Genomic DNA, 16102 nt, shown 5'->3' on the forward strand with positions numbered 1-16102 from the left:
AGAACCGACCCGCAGAGGATGGGGGCTGATGCCGGTGAGTCGTAGGCATTCGGGAACTGCCGGACGACGCAGGCCACGCGGTCGAGGCCGCCTGGCCGCCGCCGGGGCCCTGGGGGCGGTCATGCTGATCGCGTCGGGCTGCATGTCCGATCCGCCGCCGCCCGTGCGTGAGACGGCACCGCCCGCGACGCCCGCGGAGTATCCGACGGAGAAGACGATCTATCTGGCCACCGATTCCGTCGGTGGCGGGTTCAACCCGCATGTCGCGGCCGATCAGGGGATTGTCACGACCGCGATCGCGGCGATGACGTTGCCGAGTGCGTTCCAGCCGGTGGCGACACCGACCGGAGTGGAATGGCAACGGCAGGCGGCGCTCATCACGTCGGCGTCGGTCACGTCGACCCAACCCTTCACCGTCACCTACCAGATCCACAACGACGCACAGTGGTCCGACGGCCTGCCGGTCACCGGCGACGACTTCGCCTACCTGTGGCAGCAGATGTCGCGCCAGCCCAACGTCGTGGCCCCGGCCGGTTATCGCCTCATCGACTCCGTGCAGTCACGTGCCGGTGGCAAGGAGGTCCAGGTGACCTTCGCGCGACCGTATCCGGCATGGCGTGAACTCTTCACCGGACTACTGCCCAGTCACGTACTGCGTGGCGCACCCGCCGGGTTCCAGACCGGGATGGACAGCGGCAAACCGGTGTCGGCGGGACCGTTCTCCATCGCGTCGATCGACAAGACACGCGACGAGGTCCGCCTGATCCGCAACGACCGCTATTGGATGAAGCCCGCGCGGCTCGACCAGGTCGTGCTGCGCCGGGCGGGTACGGCCTCGCAGATGGTGCAGTCCGTCCGCTCGGGCGACTCGTCCATCGTGAACCTCAACGCGGGTCCGGCGACGACCGCGGAGCTCGGTGCCGTGCCCAACATGGAGACCCGCCGCAATCCGACCTCGCGCGCGCTCACCGTGAGCGTCAACGCCCGCACGTCCACGATGCGGTCGCCCGCGGTGCGGCGCGCCGTACTCGGCATGATCGATCCCGGACTGGTCACCCTCGCCGGTGCGGGCGACGACATCGTGACCCCGTTCTCCAACACGGTCTTCGCGCCGACCGATCCCGGATACACACGGGTCGACCGGCCGCGGCCGTCACCGGCGGCGATCTCGGACCTGCTGCGCGGCGCCGGATTCGTCCGTGCACCGGCGGCCCCGGCACCGGGGGACGACACCGGAGGGTCGTCGCCGACGTCATCCACCTCGCCGACGTCCGGGCCGGCCTCGTCGGCGCCCTCGTCGTCGGCGCCCGAGACGCCCGAGGACGACAAAATCGCCAAGGTCGGCGACCTGCCCGACGGAATCGCGCCCTACCAGCGTGACGGGCAGGATCTGGTCGTGCGGGTCGGCGCCATCAGTGGTGATCCGCGGTCGACATCGGCGGCGTCGACGATCGTCGATCAGCTGCGCGGTCAGGGCGTGCGCGCGGCGGTTGTCGCCATGCCGAACAGCGAACTGTACGGCGTGGCACTCACCAACGCGCGTGTCGACATGGTCGTCGGCTGGACCGGACTCGGTGTCCCGCCGGCCGCGGCGCTGGCGTCGCAGGTGGACTGCGACCAGCCCAAGGCGAGCACCGCCCCGTCGTTGTCCACGCCGCCCACGCCGACGAGCGTGGCGCCCGGTCAGGACGGCATGGATTCCGACGACAGTTTCGCCTCCAACACCTCCGGCGTCTGCGACCCCGAACTCATCGAGATCGCCCGCACGGCCCTCGCCGCGCCGGACCCGATTCCGCTTCTCACACAAGCCGAACCGCTGCTGGCGGCACAGTCGGTCTATCTGCCGATCTATCAGGACTCCGCGGTCGCCGGACAAACCGGGAAGGTCCGCAACGTCGCACTCACCGGACCGATCCAGGTGTCGATCTTCGGCGACGCGGTGAACTGGGAACTGCCGTGACGGATCGTCGCCTGCTCCTGGTCCATGCCCACCCCGATGACGAGACGATCATGACGGGCGGCACCATCGCCCGCTATCTCGACGAGGGGGTCGACGTCCGCGTGCTCACTTTCACCCTCGGCGAGGAGGGTGAGGTCATCGGCGACGAATGGTCGCAACTGGTTGCCGACGGCGGCGCCGATCAATTGGGCGGTTACCGGATTCTGGAACTGACGCGGGCACTGTCCGCGCTGAGTCCCGACGGGGCGGTTCCGCTGCGCCCGCAGTTCCTCGGGGGTGCGGGGCACTGGCGCGATTCCGGGATGGCCGGCTCCCCGGCGGCGGAGCATCCGCGTGCACTCGCCAACGCCGACCTGGCCGACGTGGTGTCGGAGATCGTCGGCGTGCTCGTCGACTTCGCGCCGCAGGTCGTCGTGACCTATGACCGGGCCGGGACATATGGCCATCCCGATCACGTGCGCGTGCACGACGCGACTCTGGAGGCGCTGCCGGTGGCCGAACGTGCTCTTGGCCGTCCCTTCGTCGTCTACGAGTCGGTCACGGAGGAATCCGCGCTCGCCGCAGGACTGGCGGCGGCCGGTCCGCTGCCCGCGGGCTGGCGGATGCCCGAGAGCGGTGAGCTGCCCAGCTATCCTGACGACCGGATCACCACGGAGATCGACATCTCGCCGGTCTACGACCGCAAGGTCGACGCATTGGCCGCACATGCCACCCAGGTGACGGTAGCGCCGTCGGGACGGGACTACGCGCTGTCCAACAACATCCTGCAGCCCATCGGCTCCACCGAACACTTCATCCGCACCGCACCGCCGGCCGTCGAGGGCGAGGCGCGGGGCGACGACCTGTTCGGGCCGGTGACCTCCGAGACGGCCGGGACCGCCTGATGCGGGCCGTCGACCGTGTCCTGCTCGGTCTCCTCGTGGTCGACGGGCTGGTCGTCGGTGTGCTCTCGGTGGCCTTCGCCTACCTGCGCGTCGGCGGCGTCGCGATTCCGGTCGCCGCAGTCCTCGGCGGACTGTTCAACTGCCTGTTCCTGTGGCTGGCATCCCGGATGACGGCGAGCGGCCTACGCTTTCTGCCGTTGCTGGCGTGGCTGCTCGTACTGGTCGTCGCGGCCATGCCGGGGCCCGGGGGAGACGTCGCGCTGATGCCCGACGGCCCCATGCTCGTGCCCACCCTGCTGCTCCTGCTGATCGGCCTCGGCCTGCCGATGGCGCTCATCTGGACGGGGCGGCTGCCCGCACCGGAGACGTCCTGACCGACGGTTAGAGTGGGGGAATGGTCCTGCGCGAGTGGGCCCGGGACGATCGCGCCGCAGTCGCCGACGTCCGGGCGGCACTGCATCACGTCACCGACGATCCGTCGGCGCTGACCGATGCGGAATGGGTGGCGCTGCTCGGTGCCGACGGCGCGGAGCTCGACGAACTGTGTGCGGCGGCCGACGCGGCCCGTCGCGCGGCGGTCGATGCCGATGCGCTGACCTTCGTGGTCAATCGCAACCTCGACACCGGGGTCGTCGCGGCATTGCCCGCGGTCGCCGGACCGACGCTCGAGGATCTCGTCGACGAGGCGTGGGCACTCGGCGCCACGGAGATCTGTCTGCAGGGCCCGGCGCCCGCACGCGCCCAGTCCGACTTCTATCTTCGCCTGATCGAACGCATCCACGACGCCGCACCCGGTCTGCACCTGCACGCGTTCCGCGCGCCCGAGATCCGGGACGCCGCCGGCCGGATGGGCATCGGTATCGAGGACTTCCTGCACCGCGCGCGCTCCGCCGGACTCGGCTCCGTGCCGGGAACGGCCGCGCAGATACTCGACGACGAGGTACGGACGGTGCTGGCCGGCGCGCCCGCGGCCCCGGTGGAGGAGTGGATCGAGGTCATCGAAGCGGCCCACCAGGTGGGATTGTTCTCCACCGCGACGATGTTGTACGGGCATGTGGAGACTCCTCGACACCAGGTCGCACATCTGCGCACCCTCATCGGGATTCAGTCACGGACACGCGGATTCAGCGAGCTCATCTTGATGCCGCTGCTTCCCGGCGCGGTGCCGCCGCACCTGAGCGAGCGGGCGACGCGCAGTGCGACGGTCCGCGAGACCCGCGCGTTGCATGCGGTCGCCCGGTTGATGACCCGGGGCACCTTCGATCATCTGCAGGTCGCATGGACCAAGCAGGACCCGGCCACCGTGGAACAACTGCTGACCGGCGGTGCCGACGACATCGGTGGCCTGCTGCTGGACGGCGAACTGATGCCGGGCGCCGGTCCCGAGAAAGGACGGGTGCTCAGTCCCGACGACCTGGCCGGTATCGCGGCCCGTCTGGGGCGCGTCCCACGTCAGCGGACCACCGGATACGGCGATCCGCCCACCGACCGTCTGCTCGCCCTACCGACTTCCGCGGTGCCGCGGTGAGCGGTACGGACACGCGCGGGGATTCGGTTGCCGGGGCGGTCGATGTCGCGATCGTCGGTGCGGGCTTCGCGGGCATCGGCATGGCCACCCGGCTGGCCCGGCGTGCGCGGGAGTCCTTCGTCGTGATCGAGCGGGCGGATGCGGTGGGCGGCACCTGGCGCGACAACGTGTACCCGGGCATCGCCTGCGACATCCCCGCACACCTGTATTCGTTCTCCTTCCGCCCTCCCGCCGATTGGGCGACACGATTCCCGCGTGGCGCCGACATCCAGAGCTATCTGCAGCAAACCGTCGACGACGAGGGCCTCGCACCGCACATCCGGCTCGGTTGCGCCATGCACGACGCGTCGTGGTCGGCCCCCGACGCCTGCTGGATCCTCGCCACAGACGACGGCGAGATCCGGGCTCGCACACTGGTATTGGCCGTCGGGCGGCTGTCCGAACCGCATCTGCCCGCCATCGACGGGATCGACGACTTCCCGGGGCCGGTGGTGCACACCGCCGCCTGGCGTGACGACCTGGATCTCGACGGGGCCCGGATCGGTGTGGTCGGCACCGGTGCCTCCGCCGTCCAGATCGTGCCGCCGCTGGCGGAGCGTGCCTCCGAACTCGTGATCTTCGCCCGCACCGCGCCCTACATCGTGCCCCGGGACGACCGCGACCTCACCGCCGAAGAACGGCGTGAGCTGTCCGATCCGGTTCGGGCACAAGCTCTTCGGGACACGCTGCTCGTCGAGGGCGATCACGCTTTCCGGCAGCGTCTCCGTCTGCATCCGGAGATCGACGAGATCCGCGACCGGGCGCTGGGACATCTTGAGGCCCAGGTGTCGACGCCGGAGTTGCGGACTGCGCTCACACCCGACTACGAGATCGGCTGCAAGCGCATCCTGCTCAGCGACGACTTCTATCCGACCCTCGAGCACGACCACGTCATCTATGAGGCGAGTGCTCTGGACTCGGTGATCGAGTCGAAGGCCCGCGCCGTGAGCGGTCGCGTCTACGACCTCGACATCCTGGTGATGGCAACGGGTTTCGAGGCGACCCGACCGCCGGTGGCCCGTCGCGTCCGCGGCCGGGACGGACTGCTGCTGTCCGACCACTGGGCACACGGCATGGTGTCCCATGCGTCCACCACGGTGCACGGGTTCCCGAACATGTTCGTCCTCGACGGACCCAATGCCGCACTCGGCCACAACTCCGCGATCTACATGATCGAGACCCAGTTGGAGTACGTGGTCGGGGCGCTGGATCACCGTGCGGAGCACGGGATCCGGAGCCTGGAGGTGACCGCGGAGGCCGAGGCGGCCTACACGCGGGAGATCGACGAACGCAGCGCCGACACCGTGTGGCTCACCGGCTGCGACAGCTGGTACGTCGATCCGGAGAGCCGCAGGCTCACCCTGTTGTGGCCGGGCACGGCGGTCTCCTTCCGCGAGCAGAACGGGACCTTCGATCCGGGGCCATACATCACAGACAGAGACGTGCTGATCGGAGAGGAGGACGACCATGTCAGATCATGATGAGATGTCCGATCACGATGAGATCCGTACTGCGCTCGACCGGGTACGTGCCGGTATGTCCCTCGACCTGCCGGCCGTGACGGCCCTGCTCGGTGCCGCAGGCGACGACCTCGTCGCACTGCAGCGGGTGGCCGCCGGGCTTCGTGACGAGGGCTTGCGCGCGGTCGGCCGGGAAGGTCAGATCACCTACTCCCGCAAGGTCTTCGTTCCCCTGACCCGGTTGTGCCGGGACCGGTGTCACTACTGCACCTTCGTGACCGTGCCGGGCAAGCTCGCCCGTGACGGCGAGGGCATGTACCTCGAACTCGATCAGGTCGTGGCGCTGGCGCGTCAGGGCGCCGCGATGGGGTGCAAGGAGGCGCTGTTCACGCTCGGCGACCGGCCCGAGGATCGCTGGTCGCAGGCCGGGGAATGGCTTGCGGCGCGCGGATATTCGTCGACGCTCGATTATGTCCGGGCGGCGGCCGTCGCGGTGCTCGAGGAGACCGGCCTGTTGCCGCACCTGAATCCCGGCGTGATGAGCGCGGATGAGCTGCGTGTGCTGCGGCCGGTCGCCCCGTCGATGGGCATGATGCTGGAGACCACCTCGCGTCGCCTGTTCACCGAGAAGGGGCAGCCACACTACGGGAGTCCTGACAAGGATCCGCTGGTCCGGCTGCAGGTCCTGCGGGACGCGGGCGACGCACGCATCCCGTTCACGACCGGCATCCTCGTCGGCATCGGCGAATCGCTCACCGAGCGGGCCGAATCCCTGATCACGCTCGCCAACATCCACCGCGAGGGCGGCCACATCCAGGAGGTCATCATCCAGAACTTCCGCGCCAAGCCGGATACGGCCATGCGCGGAACACCGGATGCGGAGATGACCGAATTCCTGGCCGCCGTGGCGACGGCCCGCGTGGTGCTCGGGTCGTCGATGCGCGTGCAGGCGCCACCGAATCTGGTCTCCGCGGACGAGTGCGCGGCGCTCATCGCATCCGGCATCGACGATTGGGGCGGGGTGTCCCCGTTGACGCCGGATCACGTGAACCCCGAACGGCCCTGGCCGAACCTGGTGACCCTGGCCGAGTTGACGGCCGCGGCCGGACACAGCCTCACCGAACGCATCACGGCGCAGCCGCCCTACGTGCTGGGGGAGGGCTGGATCGATCCGTCACTCACCGATCATGTTGGCGCGCTGGCGGATCCCATGACCGGCCTGGCCGCGGACGTGACGCCGAGCGGCAAGCCGTGGCCTGCCGCCGCCTGACGCGGTCTCAGTGACCGGTGGACCGAAGATGGTCCGGGAGTGCGTGATAGCCGCCGACCACATCGGTCGCGCGGTGCAGGCCGAGTTGCTGCAGTGACGCGGCCGCCAGACTCGACGTATATCCCTCGGAACACAGGACGATCCAGCGCACGTCGTGATCGACGGCCTCGGCGATGCGGGCGTCACTGGCGGGATCGCAGCGCCATTCCAGCACATTGCGTTCGATGACGAGGGCGCGCGGCACCTCACCTTCGGCGGCCCGTTGTGCGGCCGGGCGGATGTCCACCAGGACCGCGCCGTCGGCGAGTTCGCGGTCGACCTCGGCGGCGTCGAGCCGGACGAGATTCTCCCGTGCGACGAGCAGCATGTCGTCGATCGTCATCGTGGTGCTCCGCTCATTCGGGTTCCGCGGTGATCTCGGTGCGCGTGCGTCGCAGGGTACCCCGGTCGGTCACGGCGTAGAAGGACATCGCCGTCAGCGGTGGCGAGTAGGCGTGCACGCTGAGCGTTGGTGTGGCGGATTCGGCTGTCCCGGTGCCGGATTCGTCACCGCTGGTCAGTCCCGGGTAGGCCGTGTGGCGCTGGACGTCGTGGACCCAGCCGAGGGGAAACGCGGCCTGGTCACCGGCGTCGAGGATGCGCAGCGCGAGGTCGTCGCCCGTCCAGCGGTACTCGCGCAGGCTCCCGGACAGCACGGTGAGTGCGCCCAGCGAGCCGGCGTGGTCATGGAGTTCGGTGGACCGGTCCGGTGTCCAGCTGATGAGCCACAGGTCGAGGTCGTCGTTCGATTCCAGTCGAGTCGACCATCGTTCGGTCGGGTCCCACTGCTCGGGGAGCAGATGGTCGTATACGCCGTCGAGGACGTCGGCGACGCCCTGGTCGGTGATGCGCAGCAGGTCGGCGGGACGCAGTCGGGTCGGCAGATGGCCCGTGCGGCTGTGTCGGGTGTCAGTGTCGGTGGGTCGGTGCAGGGTTGCGGTCACGGTGACCTCCGTGTCGGGTCGAGTCGAATGGGGTGCGGGGCGAGGAGCCCGGACACATTCGGGGATCGATCGGGGAGGTCGGTGCGTGAGTGAACACGACGACCAGTGTCGTCACGGTCGGCGTCGGGGTCGAGGGTTTATCGCGCGCTGACCGAAATGACCCGCGAACGGGTTGTGACGCGCATTACGTTCTGCGATTCGAACCGGGGACGGGGTCGAGTCCGACCGGTATCGCCCGATAGTCTGGACGATGGACTTGTGGTGGATCGCCCGGGCTGATGAGGCCGCGCGCTGCGTGCAGTCGCGGGTCCGAGATGGTGGCGTGTGCAGCCCACGCGCCGCTTGCGGCGACGGCGCGGGGTCGCGCCGACCATGAGTTGTGTTGCAGCGAAGGAGAGTGTGGTGACCTACATCATCGCAGAGCCTTGCGTCGATGTCCTGGACAAGGCTTGCGTCGAGGAATGCCCGGTGGACTGCATCTACGAGGGTGCCCGGATGCTCTACATCCAGCCCGACGAATGTGTGGACTGCGGTGCGTGCGAGCCGGTGTGCCCGGTCGAGGCGATCTTCTACGAGGACGATGTGCCCGACGAGTGGGAGCCGTACGTCAGCGCCAACGCCGACTTCTTCGACGACCTCGGTTCGCCCGGCGGTGCCAGCAAGGTCGGCCGTACCGACGCGGACGCCGCATTCGTGAAGGCGCTGCCTCCGATGAACACCGACGAGGACTGAGAACCGCGTGGCCGGTACCGGGGCAGGAGGCGCTGGCTCGCGGCGACGGGTGAGTGCTTCGCTGCCCGACTTCCCGTGGGACACCATCGCGGATGCGAAGGCCCGCGCCGCCGCCCATCCCGGGGGCATCGTCGATCTGTCCGTCGGCACACCGGTCGATCCGGTACCCGCGCCGATCCGTTCGGCGCTCGCCGCGTCGTCGGAGTTTCCGGGCTACCCGACGACCATCGGGACACCCGAGCTGAGAAGCGAGATCGTCGACGCCCTGTCCCGGCGCTTCGGGATCACCGGCCTCGGGCCCGATGCGGTGCTTCCGGTCATCGGAACCAAGGAGGCGATCGCGGGGCTGGTCTCGACCCTGGGGATCGGTCCCGGTCAGACGGTGGTGGTACCGGAGGTCGCGTACCCGACCTACGAGGTCAGCGCCCTTCTGGCGGGGGCGACGCCGGTGCGTGCCGATTCGACCGTGCAACTCGGTCCCACCGCGCCCGCGCTGATCTTCATCAACTCGCCGTCCAACCCGACCGGCAAGGTGCTCGGCATCGACCATCTGCGCAAGGTCATTGAGTGGGCCCGTGACCGCGGCACCATCGTGGTGTCCGACGAGTGCTACCTCGGACTCGAGTGGGAGGACGAGGCGTACTCGATCCTCGACCCGCGCGTCAGCGACGGCGACCACACCGGCCTGCTCGCCGTGCATTCGCTGTCGAAGATCTCCAACCTGGCGTCCTACCGCGCCGGATTCCTGGCGGGCGACACCGACCTCATCGGCGAGTTGCTCGCCGTCCGTAAGCATTCCGGTCTGATGGTGCCGTTCCCGATCCAGGGGGCGATGACCGCGGCGCTGGCCGATGACGAGCATGTCGCCGAACAACGCGAGCGGTACCGGGCGCGTCGGGAGAAGCTCCTCACCGCGGTGCGCGGCGCGGGGTTCCGCGTGGATCACTCGGAGGCAGGCCTCTACCTGTGGGCGACCCGCGACGAGGACAGCCGGACCACGCTGGACTGGCTCGCCGAGCGTGGCATCCTGGCGGCCCCCGGAGATTTCTACGGTCCCGCGGGCACCCGGCACGTGCGGATGGCCCTGACGGCCACCGACGCCCGCATCGCCGAAGCGGCGGGCCGCCTCGCCGACTGAACCGCCGGCGAGGACCCGACGGTCAGTTGTGCTTGTGCAGCGCCTCGTTGAGGGCGATGCCGTCGCCCTTCCACGGCACCACCTCCACCGCGCCGTTGAGGCTGTTACGACGGAACAGCAGATTCGACTGGCCCGCCAGGTCGCGGGCCTTCACAGTGGTGCCGTCCGGTCCGGTCACCTTGGTACCGGCGGTCACATAGAGACCCGCCTCGATGACGCAATCGTCGCCCAGGGGAATGCCGCAGCCCGAGTTGGCGCCGAGCAGGCACCGCTTGCCGAGGGAGATGATCTCCTTGCCGCCACCCGAGAGCGTGCCCATGGTGGAGGCGCCGCCACCCACGTCCGAGCCGTCGCCGATGAGCACGCCCGCCGAGACGCGGCCCTCGATCATCGACGAGCCGAGCGTGCCCGCGTTGAAGTTCACGAAGCCCTCGTGCATGACGGTCGTCCCGGCCGCGAGGTGCGCGCCGAGGCGGACGCGGTCGGCGTCGCCGACGCGGACGCCACCGGGCAGCACGTAGTCGACCATGCGCGGGAACTTGTCGACGCTGTACACGGTGACGTGGCCGCGCGTGGCGCGCAGACGGGCACGGGTCTGTTCGAAACCGTCGATGGCACAGGGGCCGAAGTTGGTCCACACCACGTTGGTGAGCAGGCCGAACACCCCTTCGAGGTTCACCTGGTGCGGGACGACCAGGCGGTGCGACAGCAGGTGCAGCCGCAGGTACGCGTCGTAGGCGTCCACCGGTGCGTCGGACAGATCGGCGATCGAGGTGTGGACCGCGACGGTCTTCACGCCGCGCGCCGCGTCGTCGCCGACCAGATCGCGGAGATCGGCGGGCACGTCGTCACCCTCGAGTCGTGTCGTCCCGGTCGAGGTCGGGCTGTCGAGCTCGGGTGCGGGGAACCACACATCGAGCACGGTCCCGGAATCGGGGGAACCGCCGTTGGTCAGGGTGGCAATACCGGTCGCGAGTGCACCATTCGTCGTCACGGGTGCACACCTTACCGGTCCGAAAGGACCGTGCCGACGGCCGATTCGGCCGCGCGCCTCGAGGTCCACACCGATCACCGGTGGGCCGCGCGGATCGCACCATGCAATCGACGTCGCTCAGCGGTGACGAGTGTGGATTCATCCGCGCGCACCGCGCGAGCCGGGTAGCCCGGCCGCTTGCAGTCGGGTAGTCGCGTACGCGTGGATGGACGACGGGCCAGGCGGATGGTGGTGATTACCGAAAAGGGCCATCGCGGAGAGGAGTTCGTGATGATCGAGTACGTGATCGCCTTCGTGGTGGCACTCATCGTGATCGGGTCGGTCGCGGCCGGACTACCGTGAGTGCTGTGACCGTCCCACCTCTGGATCTGCATGCCGACCCCATCGACCTGACCGCCGCCCTGGTGGACATCGAGAGCGAGTCGCGGAACGAATCGGCGATCGCCGACGCCGTCGAGTCGGCGCTGCGTGCCCAGACCACCGGGTTCGAGGTGCTTCGGCACGGTGACCGGGTGCTGGCCCGGACGAACCGGGGCAAGGGCCGGCGCGTGGTGCTCGCCGGGCACCTCGACACCGTGCCCGTCGCGGACAATCTGCCGAGCCGTCGCGAGACCGACGGCCCGGAGGGCGACGTGCTGCACGGCTGCGGCACCGTCGACATGAAGTCCGGCGATGCGGTGTTCCTGCACCTGGCCGCGACGATGGCCGATCCCACCTACGACCTGACCCTGATCTTCTACGACTGCGAGGAGATCGCCGCGAAGTACAACGGGCTCGGCGTGATCGAGCGCGAACTGCCGGCGTGGCTCATGGGTGATGTCGCGATCCTCGGCGAACCGACGGCCGGACAGATCGAGGCCGGATGTCAGGGCACCATGCGGATGCGTATGACCGCGCACGGCACCCGATCCCATTCGGCGCGATCGTGGATGGGGGACAACGCGATTCACCGACTGTCAGGTGTCCTCGACGCGCTCGCCGCCTACCGACCGCGCACCGTCGACATCGACGGTTGCGAATACCGTGAGGGTTTGTCGGCGGTGCGGATCGACGGCGGGGTCGCCGGCAACGTCGTCCCGGACGCGGCATCGGTCGACGTGAACTTCCGGTTCGCGCCGGATCGCAGCATCGAGCAGGCCACCGATCATGTCCGGGAGGTCTTCGCCGATGCGCTGTCCGGCGGCGCGATCGATGCCGAGGTGACCGATGCGGCCGCGGGCGCACTGCCGGGCCTGTCGAATCCGGTGGCCGCCGAGCTGGTGGCCGCGGCCGGTGGACGCTTCCGCGCGAAATACGGGTGGACCGATGTGTCGCGGTTCTCGGCGCTCGGAATCCCGGCGGTCAACCTCGGTCCGGGGGACCCGAATCTGGCGCACCGCCGCGACGAACGTGTGCCGGTCGCACAGATATCCGAAGTTACCGACGTACTTCGCAGTTTCCTGTCGGCCTGACCCGGGCGGACGGGGCAGGAGCCCCCGCCGTAGCCCGGCGACACCCTGTTTGCCGCTAGCGTAGGGGCATGGCATCCGCTGACGCTGACCCCGTGACGAGCGATTTTCCCGTGCCCGAATCCGCTGTGCCCGAATCCTACGGGGGTGGATCCGTGGTGCCCGGGCGTGCCGATACGGCGCCCTCGACGGGTGGCCGTCACCGGTCGCCCGAACCCGGTGCGGACGGCGGTGCGGGTCTGGTCGCGTCCTCCGCGTCGCAGGCGCCGGGCGACGATCCCGCGGAACCGCAGTCGTCCCGGCCGGACCCGATCGCACCCGAACCGGCACTGTCCGAAGCGGCCGCCTCGGTGCCCGACGAGGGCGCGCTCGAGCCGCCCGTCGACGAGGTCTCCGACGAACCCGCGCAGGACGAGCAGGTCGCCGCGGTCACCTCCCACTCCGAGTCCGGTGCGGTCGCCGTTTCCGGCGACGGCGCTGTTGCCGCGGAGAGCGAGATGGAGACCTGCTACGTCGGACCCGTGCGCGTCCGGCGCGAGGCGGGCGAGACCCCGAACACCACCGATCGCCGATTCCTCGAATGGGTCGATCCGCGCGACGCGGAGCGTCGTGCCGAACGCACGATGAAGGACTCCTGGCGGGTGCTGCGCATCCAGTCCGAGTTCGTCGCGGGCTTCGACGCGATGAGCGAGGTGGCCGAGGCGGTGACGGTCTTCGGGTCGGCGCGGATCGAACCCGGCAGTGCGGAATACGAACTCGCGGTCGAACTGGGCCGCGCGCTCGGTGAGGCCGGATACGCGGTGATCACCGGCGGCGGTCCGGGCGCGATGGAGGCCGCCAACAAGGGGGCGTACGGCACCGGCGCGCAGTCGATCGGGCTCAACATCGAGTTGCCCTTCGAACAGCATCTCAACGAGTGGGTCGACCTCGGTATGCACTTCCGGTACTTCTTCGTCCGCAAGACGATGTTCGTGAAGTACGCGCAGGCCTTCGTCTGTCTGCCGGGTGGTTTCGGCACCCTCGACGAACTCTTCGAGGCGCTGACCCTGGTCCAGACGAAAAAGGTGGTGCGGTTCCCGATCGTGCTCATCGGCCGTGACTACTGGTCCGGTCTGCTCGACTGGATGCGCGACGTGCTGCTGGAGCGCGGCATGATCTCCCCGGACGATTTGGACCTGATGCATGTCGTCGACGAACCGTCGGAGGCGGTGGAGATCATCGCCGGCGGTCGCACCCGGTGAGTGCGGTCTGCGTCTACTGCGCGTCCGGACCGGTCGCACCGGAATTCCTGGCACTGGCCACCGAACTGGGCACCGCGCTGGGACAGGGTGGTCACACCCTGGTGTCCGGCGGGGGCAATGTGTCGATGATGGGTGCGGTCGCGACGGCGGCGCGCGCGGCGGGAGGCCGGACCGTCGGCATCATTCCGCGCGCACTGATGGAGCGCGAGGTCGCCGATCTGGGCGCCGACGAACTGGTCGTGACCGAGACGATGCGGGAGCGCAAGCAGTTGATGGATGAGCGGGCGAACGGTTTCATCACGCTTCCGGGCGGCATCGGCACGTTGGAGGAGCTGTTCGAGACGTGGACGGCCGGTTACCTCGGCATGCACGACAAACCGGTGGTGCTGCTGGATCCGATGGGCTTCTATACGCCGCTGATGGGCTGGCTCGGCGATCTGCACGTGCAGGGTTTCGTCGCGCGTCCGGCGCTCGAACGGCTGGTCGTCACCGACTCGGTGCCGGCAGCGGTCGACTTTGCTACTAGGCGGTAGAGATTTTCCTACCGGCCGGTAAGGTGTCACCGAGCCGGCCATCCGGCGCGGCTGTGCACAACCTCACCGAAGCGGAGTAGTAGCGATGTCGAGCACCGATACCCATGACGCCGTCGGCTTCACCGACCTGCTCCGCGGCGTGGTGAAGATGGCACCGGATGCGGCGGGCATGCTGCGGCACGCGCCGGGCCTGATCCGCAGACCACCACAGGCCAAGCGCACCATCGGATCGATCTTCCAGAAGCGGGCGGCAGCGCATCCGGACCGGCCGTTCATCCGTTTCAAGGGTCGCTCGATGACCTACGGCGAGGTCAACCGCCGGGTCAACCGGTACGCGGCGGTGCTGCAGGCCGATGGCGTGCAGACGGGCGACGTCGTCGCCATCCTCTCGAAGAACTGCCCGACCGATCTGATGATGATGCTCGCGACGGTCAAGCTCGGTGCGGTGGCCGGCATGGTGAACTACAACCAGCGCGGAGATGTGCTGGAGCACAGCATGAAGCTGCTCGACGCCAAGGTGCTCGTCCACGATCCGTCCTGCGCCGAGGCGTTCGAGTCCATCCCCACCGAGGTTCTTCCGGAGCACGTCTACGACTTCACCGCGCTCGACGAGGCCGCCGCGGGGCGTGCCGAGGACGATCCGGCGGTGACCGCCACACTGCCCGCGTCGACCGCGGCGTTCTACATCTTCACCTCGGGCACCACCGGCCTGCCGAAGGCCAGCGTCATGAGCCACAATCGCTGGCTGGCCAGCCTGTCCGGCATCGGTGGGCTCGCGGTGCGGCTCCGGCACACCGACACCATGTATGTGCCGCTGCCGCTGTATCACAACAACGCGCTGTCGGTGGCTCTCGCCTCGGTGCTGGCCGCGGGCGCCTGCTTCGCGATCGGTGAATCGTTCTCGGCGTCCAAGTTCTGGGACGACGTGATCCTGAACCGCGCCACCGCCTTCTGCTACATCGGCGAACTCTGCCGCTACCTGCTCGCACAGCCCGAGAAGCCGACCGACCGGCAGCATGCGGTGCGGGTCATCATCGGCAACGGCATGCGCCCGGAGATCTGGGACGAGTTCGCGGAGCGATTCGGCATCGAGCGGATCGTCGAGTTCTACGGAGCCAGCGAACTGAATCTCGCCTTCGTCAACGCGTTCAGCGTGGATCGCACCGCCGGTTTCTGCCCGCTGCCCTACAAGATCGTCGAGTACGACGAGGACGGCGGCCCCAAGCGCAACGCCGACGGACGACTGACCGCCGTGCCGAAGGGCGGCACCGGCCTCCTGATCGCGGAGATCAGCGAACGGGTCCCGCTCGACGGCTACACCGACTCCGAGGCCACCGAGAAGAAGGTCATCCGGGACGCGTTCAAATCCGGTGACGCCTACTTCAACTCCGGGGATCTCGTTCGGGACCAAGGCTTTTCGCATATCGCCTTCGTCGACCGACTGGGCGACACCTTCCGCTGGAAGGGCGAGAACGTGGCCACCACCGAGGTGGAGGCGGCGCTCGACTCCTTCGACGGGGTGGACCAGTCGGTGGCCTACGGTGTCGCGATCCCCAAGACCGACGGGCGTGCGGGCATGGGGGCGGTGAAGTCCTCGAACGGGGAACTCGACGGCAAGGCGCTCGCCGAGCATCTCTTCGAACGCCTGCCCGCATACGCGGTGCCGATGTTCGTACGGATCGTCCCGGAACTCGAGCACACCTCGACCTTCAAGAACCGCAAGGTGGAACTGCGCGAGCAGGGATATGAGGAGACCGGCGAGGACCCGATCTACATTCTGGTCAGCCGCGGGGAGGGCTTCGTGCGCGCGGGCGACGGCCGGTCCGTCGCCGACTACGTCGACGAGGTCGCGAACGGGCGGGCACCGAAGAGCTGACCTCTAAGCTGGTGGG

General features: G+C 68.8%; 15 protein-coding genes. 12 read left to right on the plus strand and 3 right to left on the minus strand.

The genetic code is table 11. The features are described 5' to 3' along the window. The first annotated feature begins 28 nt into the window (after positions 1-28). The 6 genes from AC4JJG_RS05790 to cofG are packed head-to-tail and all read left to right on the plus strand — an operon-like array spanning position 29 to position 7141. Entirely contained in the window at positions 29-1960 is a 1932-nt protein-coding gene (locus AC4JJG_RS05790) for an ABC transporter family substrate-binding protein (protein WP_495399981.1), read from the plus strand. Then, complete coding sequence (gene mshB / locus AC4JJG_RS05795) at positions 1957-2844, plus strand: N-acetyl-1-D-myo-inositol-2-amino-2-deoxy-alpha-D-glucopyranoside deacetylase (protein ID WP_495399982.1); 888 nt, start codon at positions 1957-1959, stop codon at positions 2842-2844. Before AC4JJG_RS05790 ends, mshB begins: the two co-directional genes overlap by 4 nt. Then, entirely contained in the window at positions 2844-3218 is a 375-nt protein-coding gene (locus AC4JJG_RS05800) for a facilitated glucose transporter (RefSeq protein ID WP_495399983.1), read from the plus strand. The genes mshB and AC4JJG_RS05800 overlap by 1 nt, the downstream gene beginning before the upstream one ends. Positions 3219-3238: 20 nt before the next feature. Then, positions 3239-4372 carry an FO synthase gene (locus AC4JJG_RS05805; protein ID WP_495399984.1) on the plus strand — a complete coding sequence of 378 codons (1134 nt, stop codon included), beginning with the start codon at positions 3239-3241 and terminating at the stop codon, positions 4370-4372. After that, entirely contained in the window at positions 4369-5892 is a 1524-nt protein-coding gene (locus AC4JJG_RS05810) for a flavin-containing monooxygenase (RefSeq protein ID WP_495399985.1), read from the plus strand. The genes AC4JJG_RS05805 and AC4JJG_RS05810 overlap by 4 nt, the downstream gene beginning before the upstream one ends. Positions 5893-5896: 4 nt before the next feature. Then, on the plus strand, positions 5897-7141 hold the full coding sequence (gene cofG / locus AC4JJG_RS05815; RefSeq protein WP_495400491.1) for a 7,8-didemethyl-8-hydroxy-5-deazariboflavin synthase CofG: 1245 nt from the start codon (positions 5897-5899) through the stop codon (positions 7139-7141). Positions 7142-7148: 7 nt separating this feature from the next. Here the strand turns inward: cofG and AC4JJG_RS05820 are convergent, their stop codons facing one another. Continuing rightward, positions 7149-7523 (minus strand): rhodanese-like domain-containing protein, encoded by a 375-nt coding sequence (locus AC4JJG_RS05820; protein ID WP_495399986.1) that lies wholly within the window; start codon positions 7521-7523, stop codon positions 7149-7151. A 13-nt stretch (positions 7524-7536) separates the two neighbouring features. Beyond that, positions 7537-8124: a cupin domain-containing protein gene (locus AC4JJG_RS05825; RefSeq protein WP_495399987.1), complete on the minus strand. Its 588-nt coding sequence runs from the start codon at positions 8122-8124 to the stop codon at positions 7537-7539. Positions 8125-8523: 399 nt separating this feature from the next. Between AC4JJG_RS05825 and fdxA the strand changes: the two genes are divergently transcribed. Next, the gene (fdxA, locus tag AC4JJG_RS05830; RefSeq protein WP_495400492.1) at positions 8524-8856 is read left to right on the plus strand and encodes a ferredoxin; all 333 of its coding nucleotides are present in this window, start codon (positions 8524-8526) and stop codon (positions 8854-8856) included. Positions 8857-8905: 49 nt separating this feature from the next. After that, positions 8906-9994 carry a succinyldiaminopimelate transaminase gene (gene dapC / locus AC4JJG_RS05835; RefSeq protein ID WP_495399988.1) on the plus strand — a complete coding sequence of 363 codons (1089 nt, stop codon included), beginning with the start codon at positions 8906-8908 and terminating at the stop codon, positions 9992-9994. 22 nt (positions 9995-10016) lie between these two features. Here the strand turns inward: dapC and dapD are convergent, their stop codons facing one another. Beyond that, the gene (gene dapD, locus AC4JJG_RS05840; RefSeq protein ID WP_495399989.1) at positions 10017-10988 is read right to left on the minus strand and encodes a 2,3,4,5-tetrahydropyridine-2,6-dicarboxylate N-succinyltransferase; all 972 of its coding nucleotides are present in this window, start codon (positions 10986-10988) and stop codon (positions 10017-10019) included. A gap of 347 nt (positions 10989-11335) precedes the next feature. On the opposite strand from dapD, the gene dapE reads away from it, so the two are divergent. From dapE to AC4JJG_RS05860, 4 genes are all read left to right on the plus strand, one after another. Further along, positions 11336-12439, plus strand: coding sequence for a succinyl-diaminopimelate desuccinylase (gene dapE / locus AC4JJG_RS05845; protein WP_495399990.1), 1104 nt, complete (start codon positions 11336-11338; stop codon positions 12437-12439). A gap of 494 nt (positions 12440-12933) precedes the next feature. Further along, entirely contained in the window at positions 12934-13677 is a 744-nt protein-coding gene (locus AC4JJG_RS05850) for an LOG family protein (protein ID WP_495400493.1), read from the plus strand. Then, complete coding sequence (locus AC4JJG_RS05855) at positions 13674-14210, plus strand: LOG family protein (protein ID WP_495399991.1); 537 nt, start codon at positions 13674-13676, stop codon at positions 14208-14210. Before AC4JJG_RS05850 ends, AC4JJG_RS05855 begins: the two co-directional genes overlap by 4 nt. A gap of 85 nt (positions 14211-14295) precedes the next feature. Next, on the plus strand, positions 14296-16086 hold the full coding sequence (locus AC4JJG_RS05860) for a long-chain-acyl-CoA synthetase (protein ID WP_495399992.1): 1791 nt from the start codon (positions 14296-14298) through the stop codon (positions 16084-16086). Positions 16087-16102: the final 16 nt, after the last annotated feature.

The sequence above is a fragment of the Gordonia sp. B8661-1 genome (assembly GCF_059427765.1).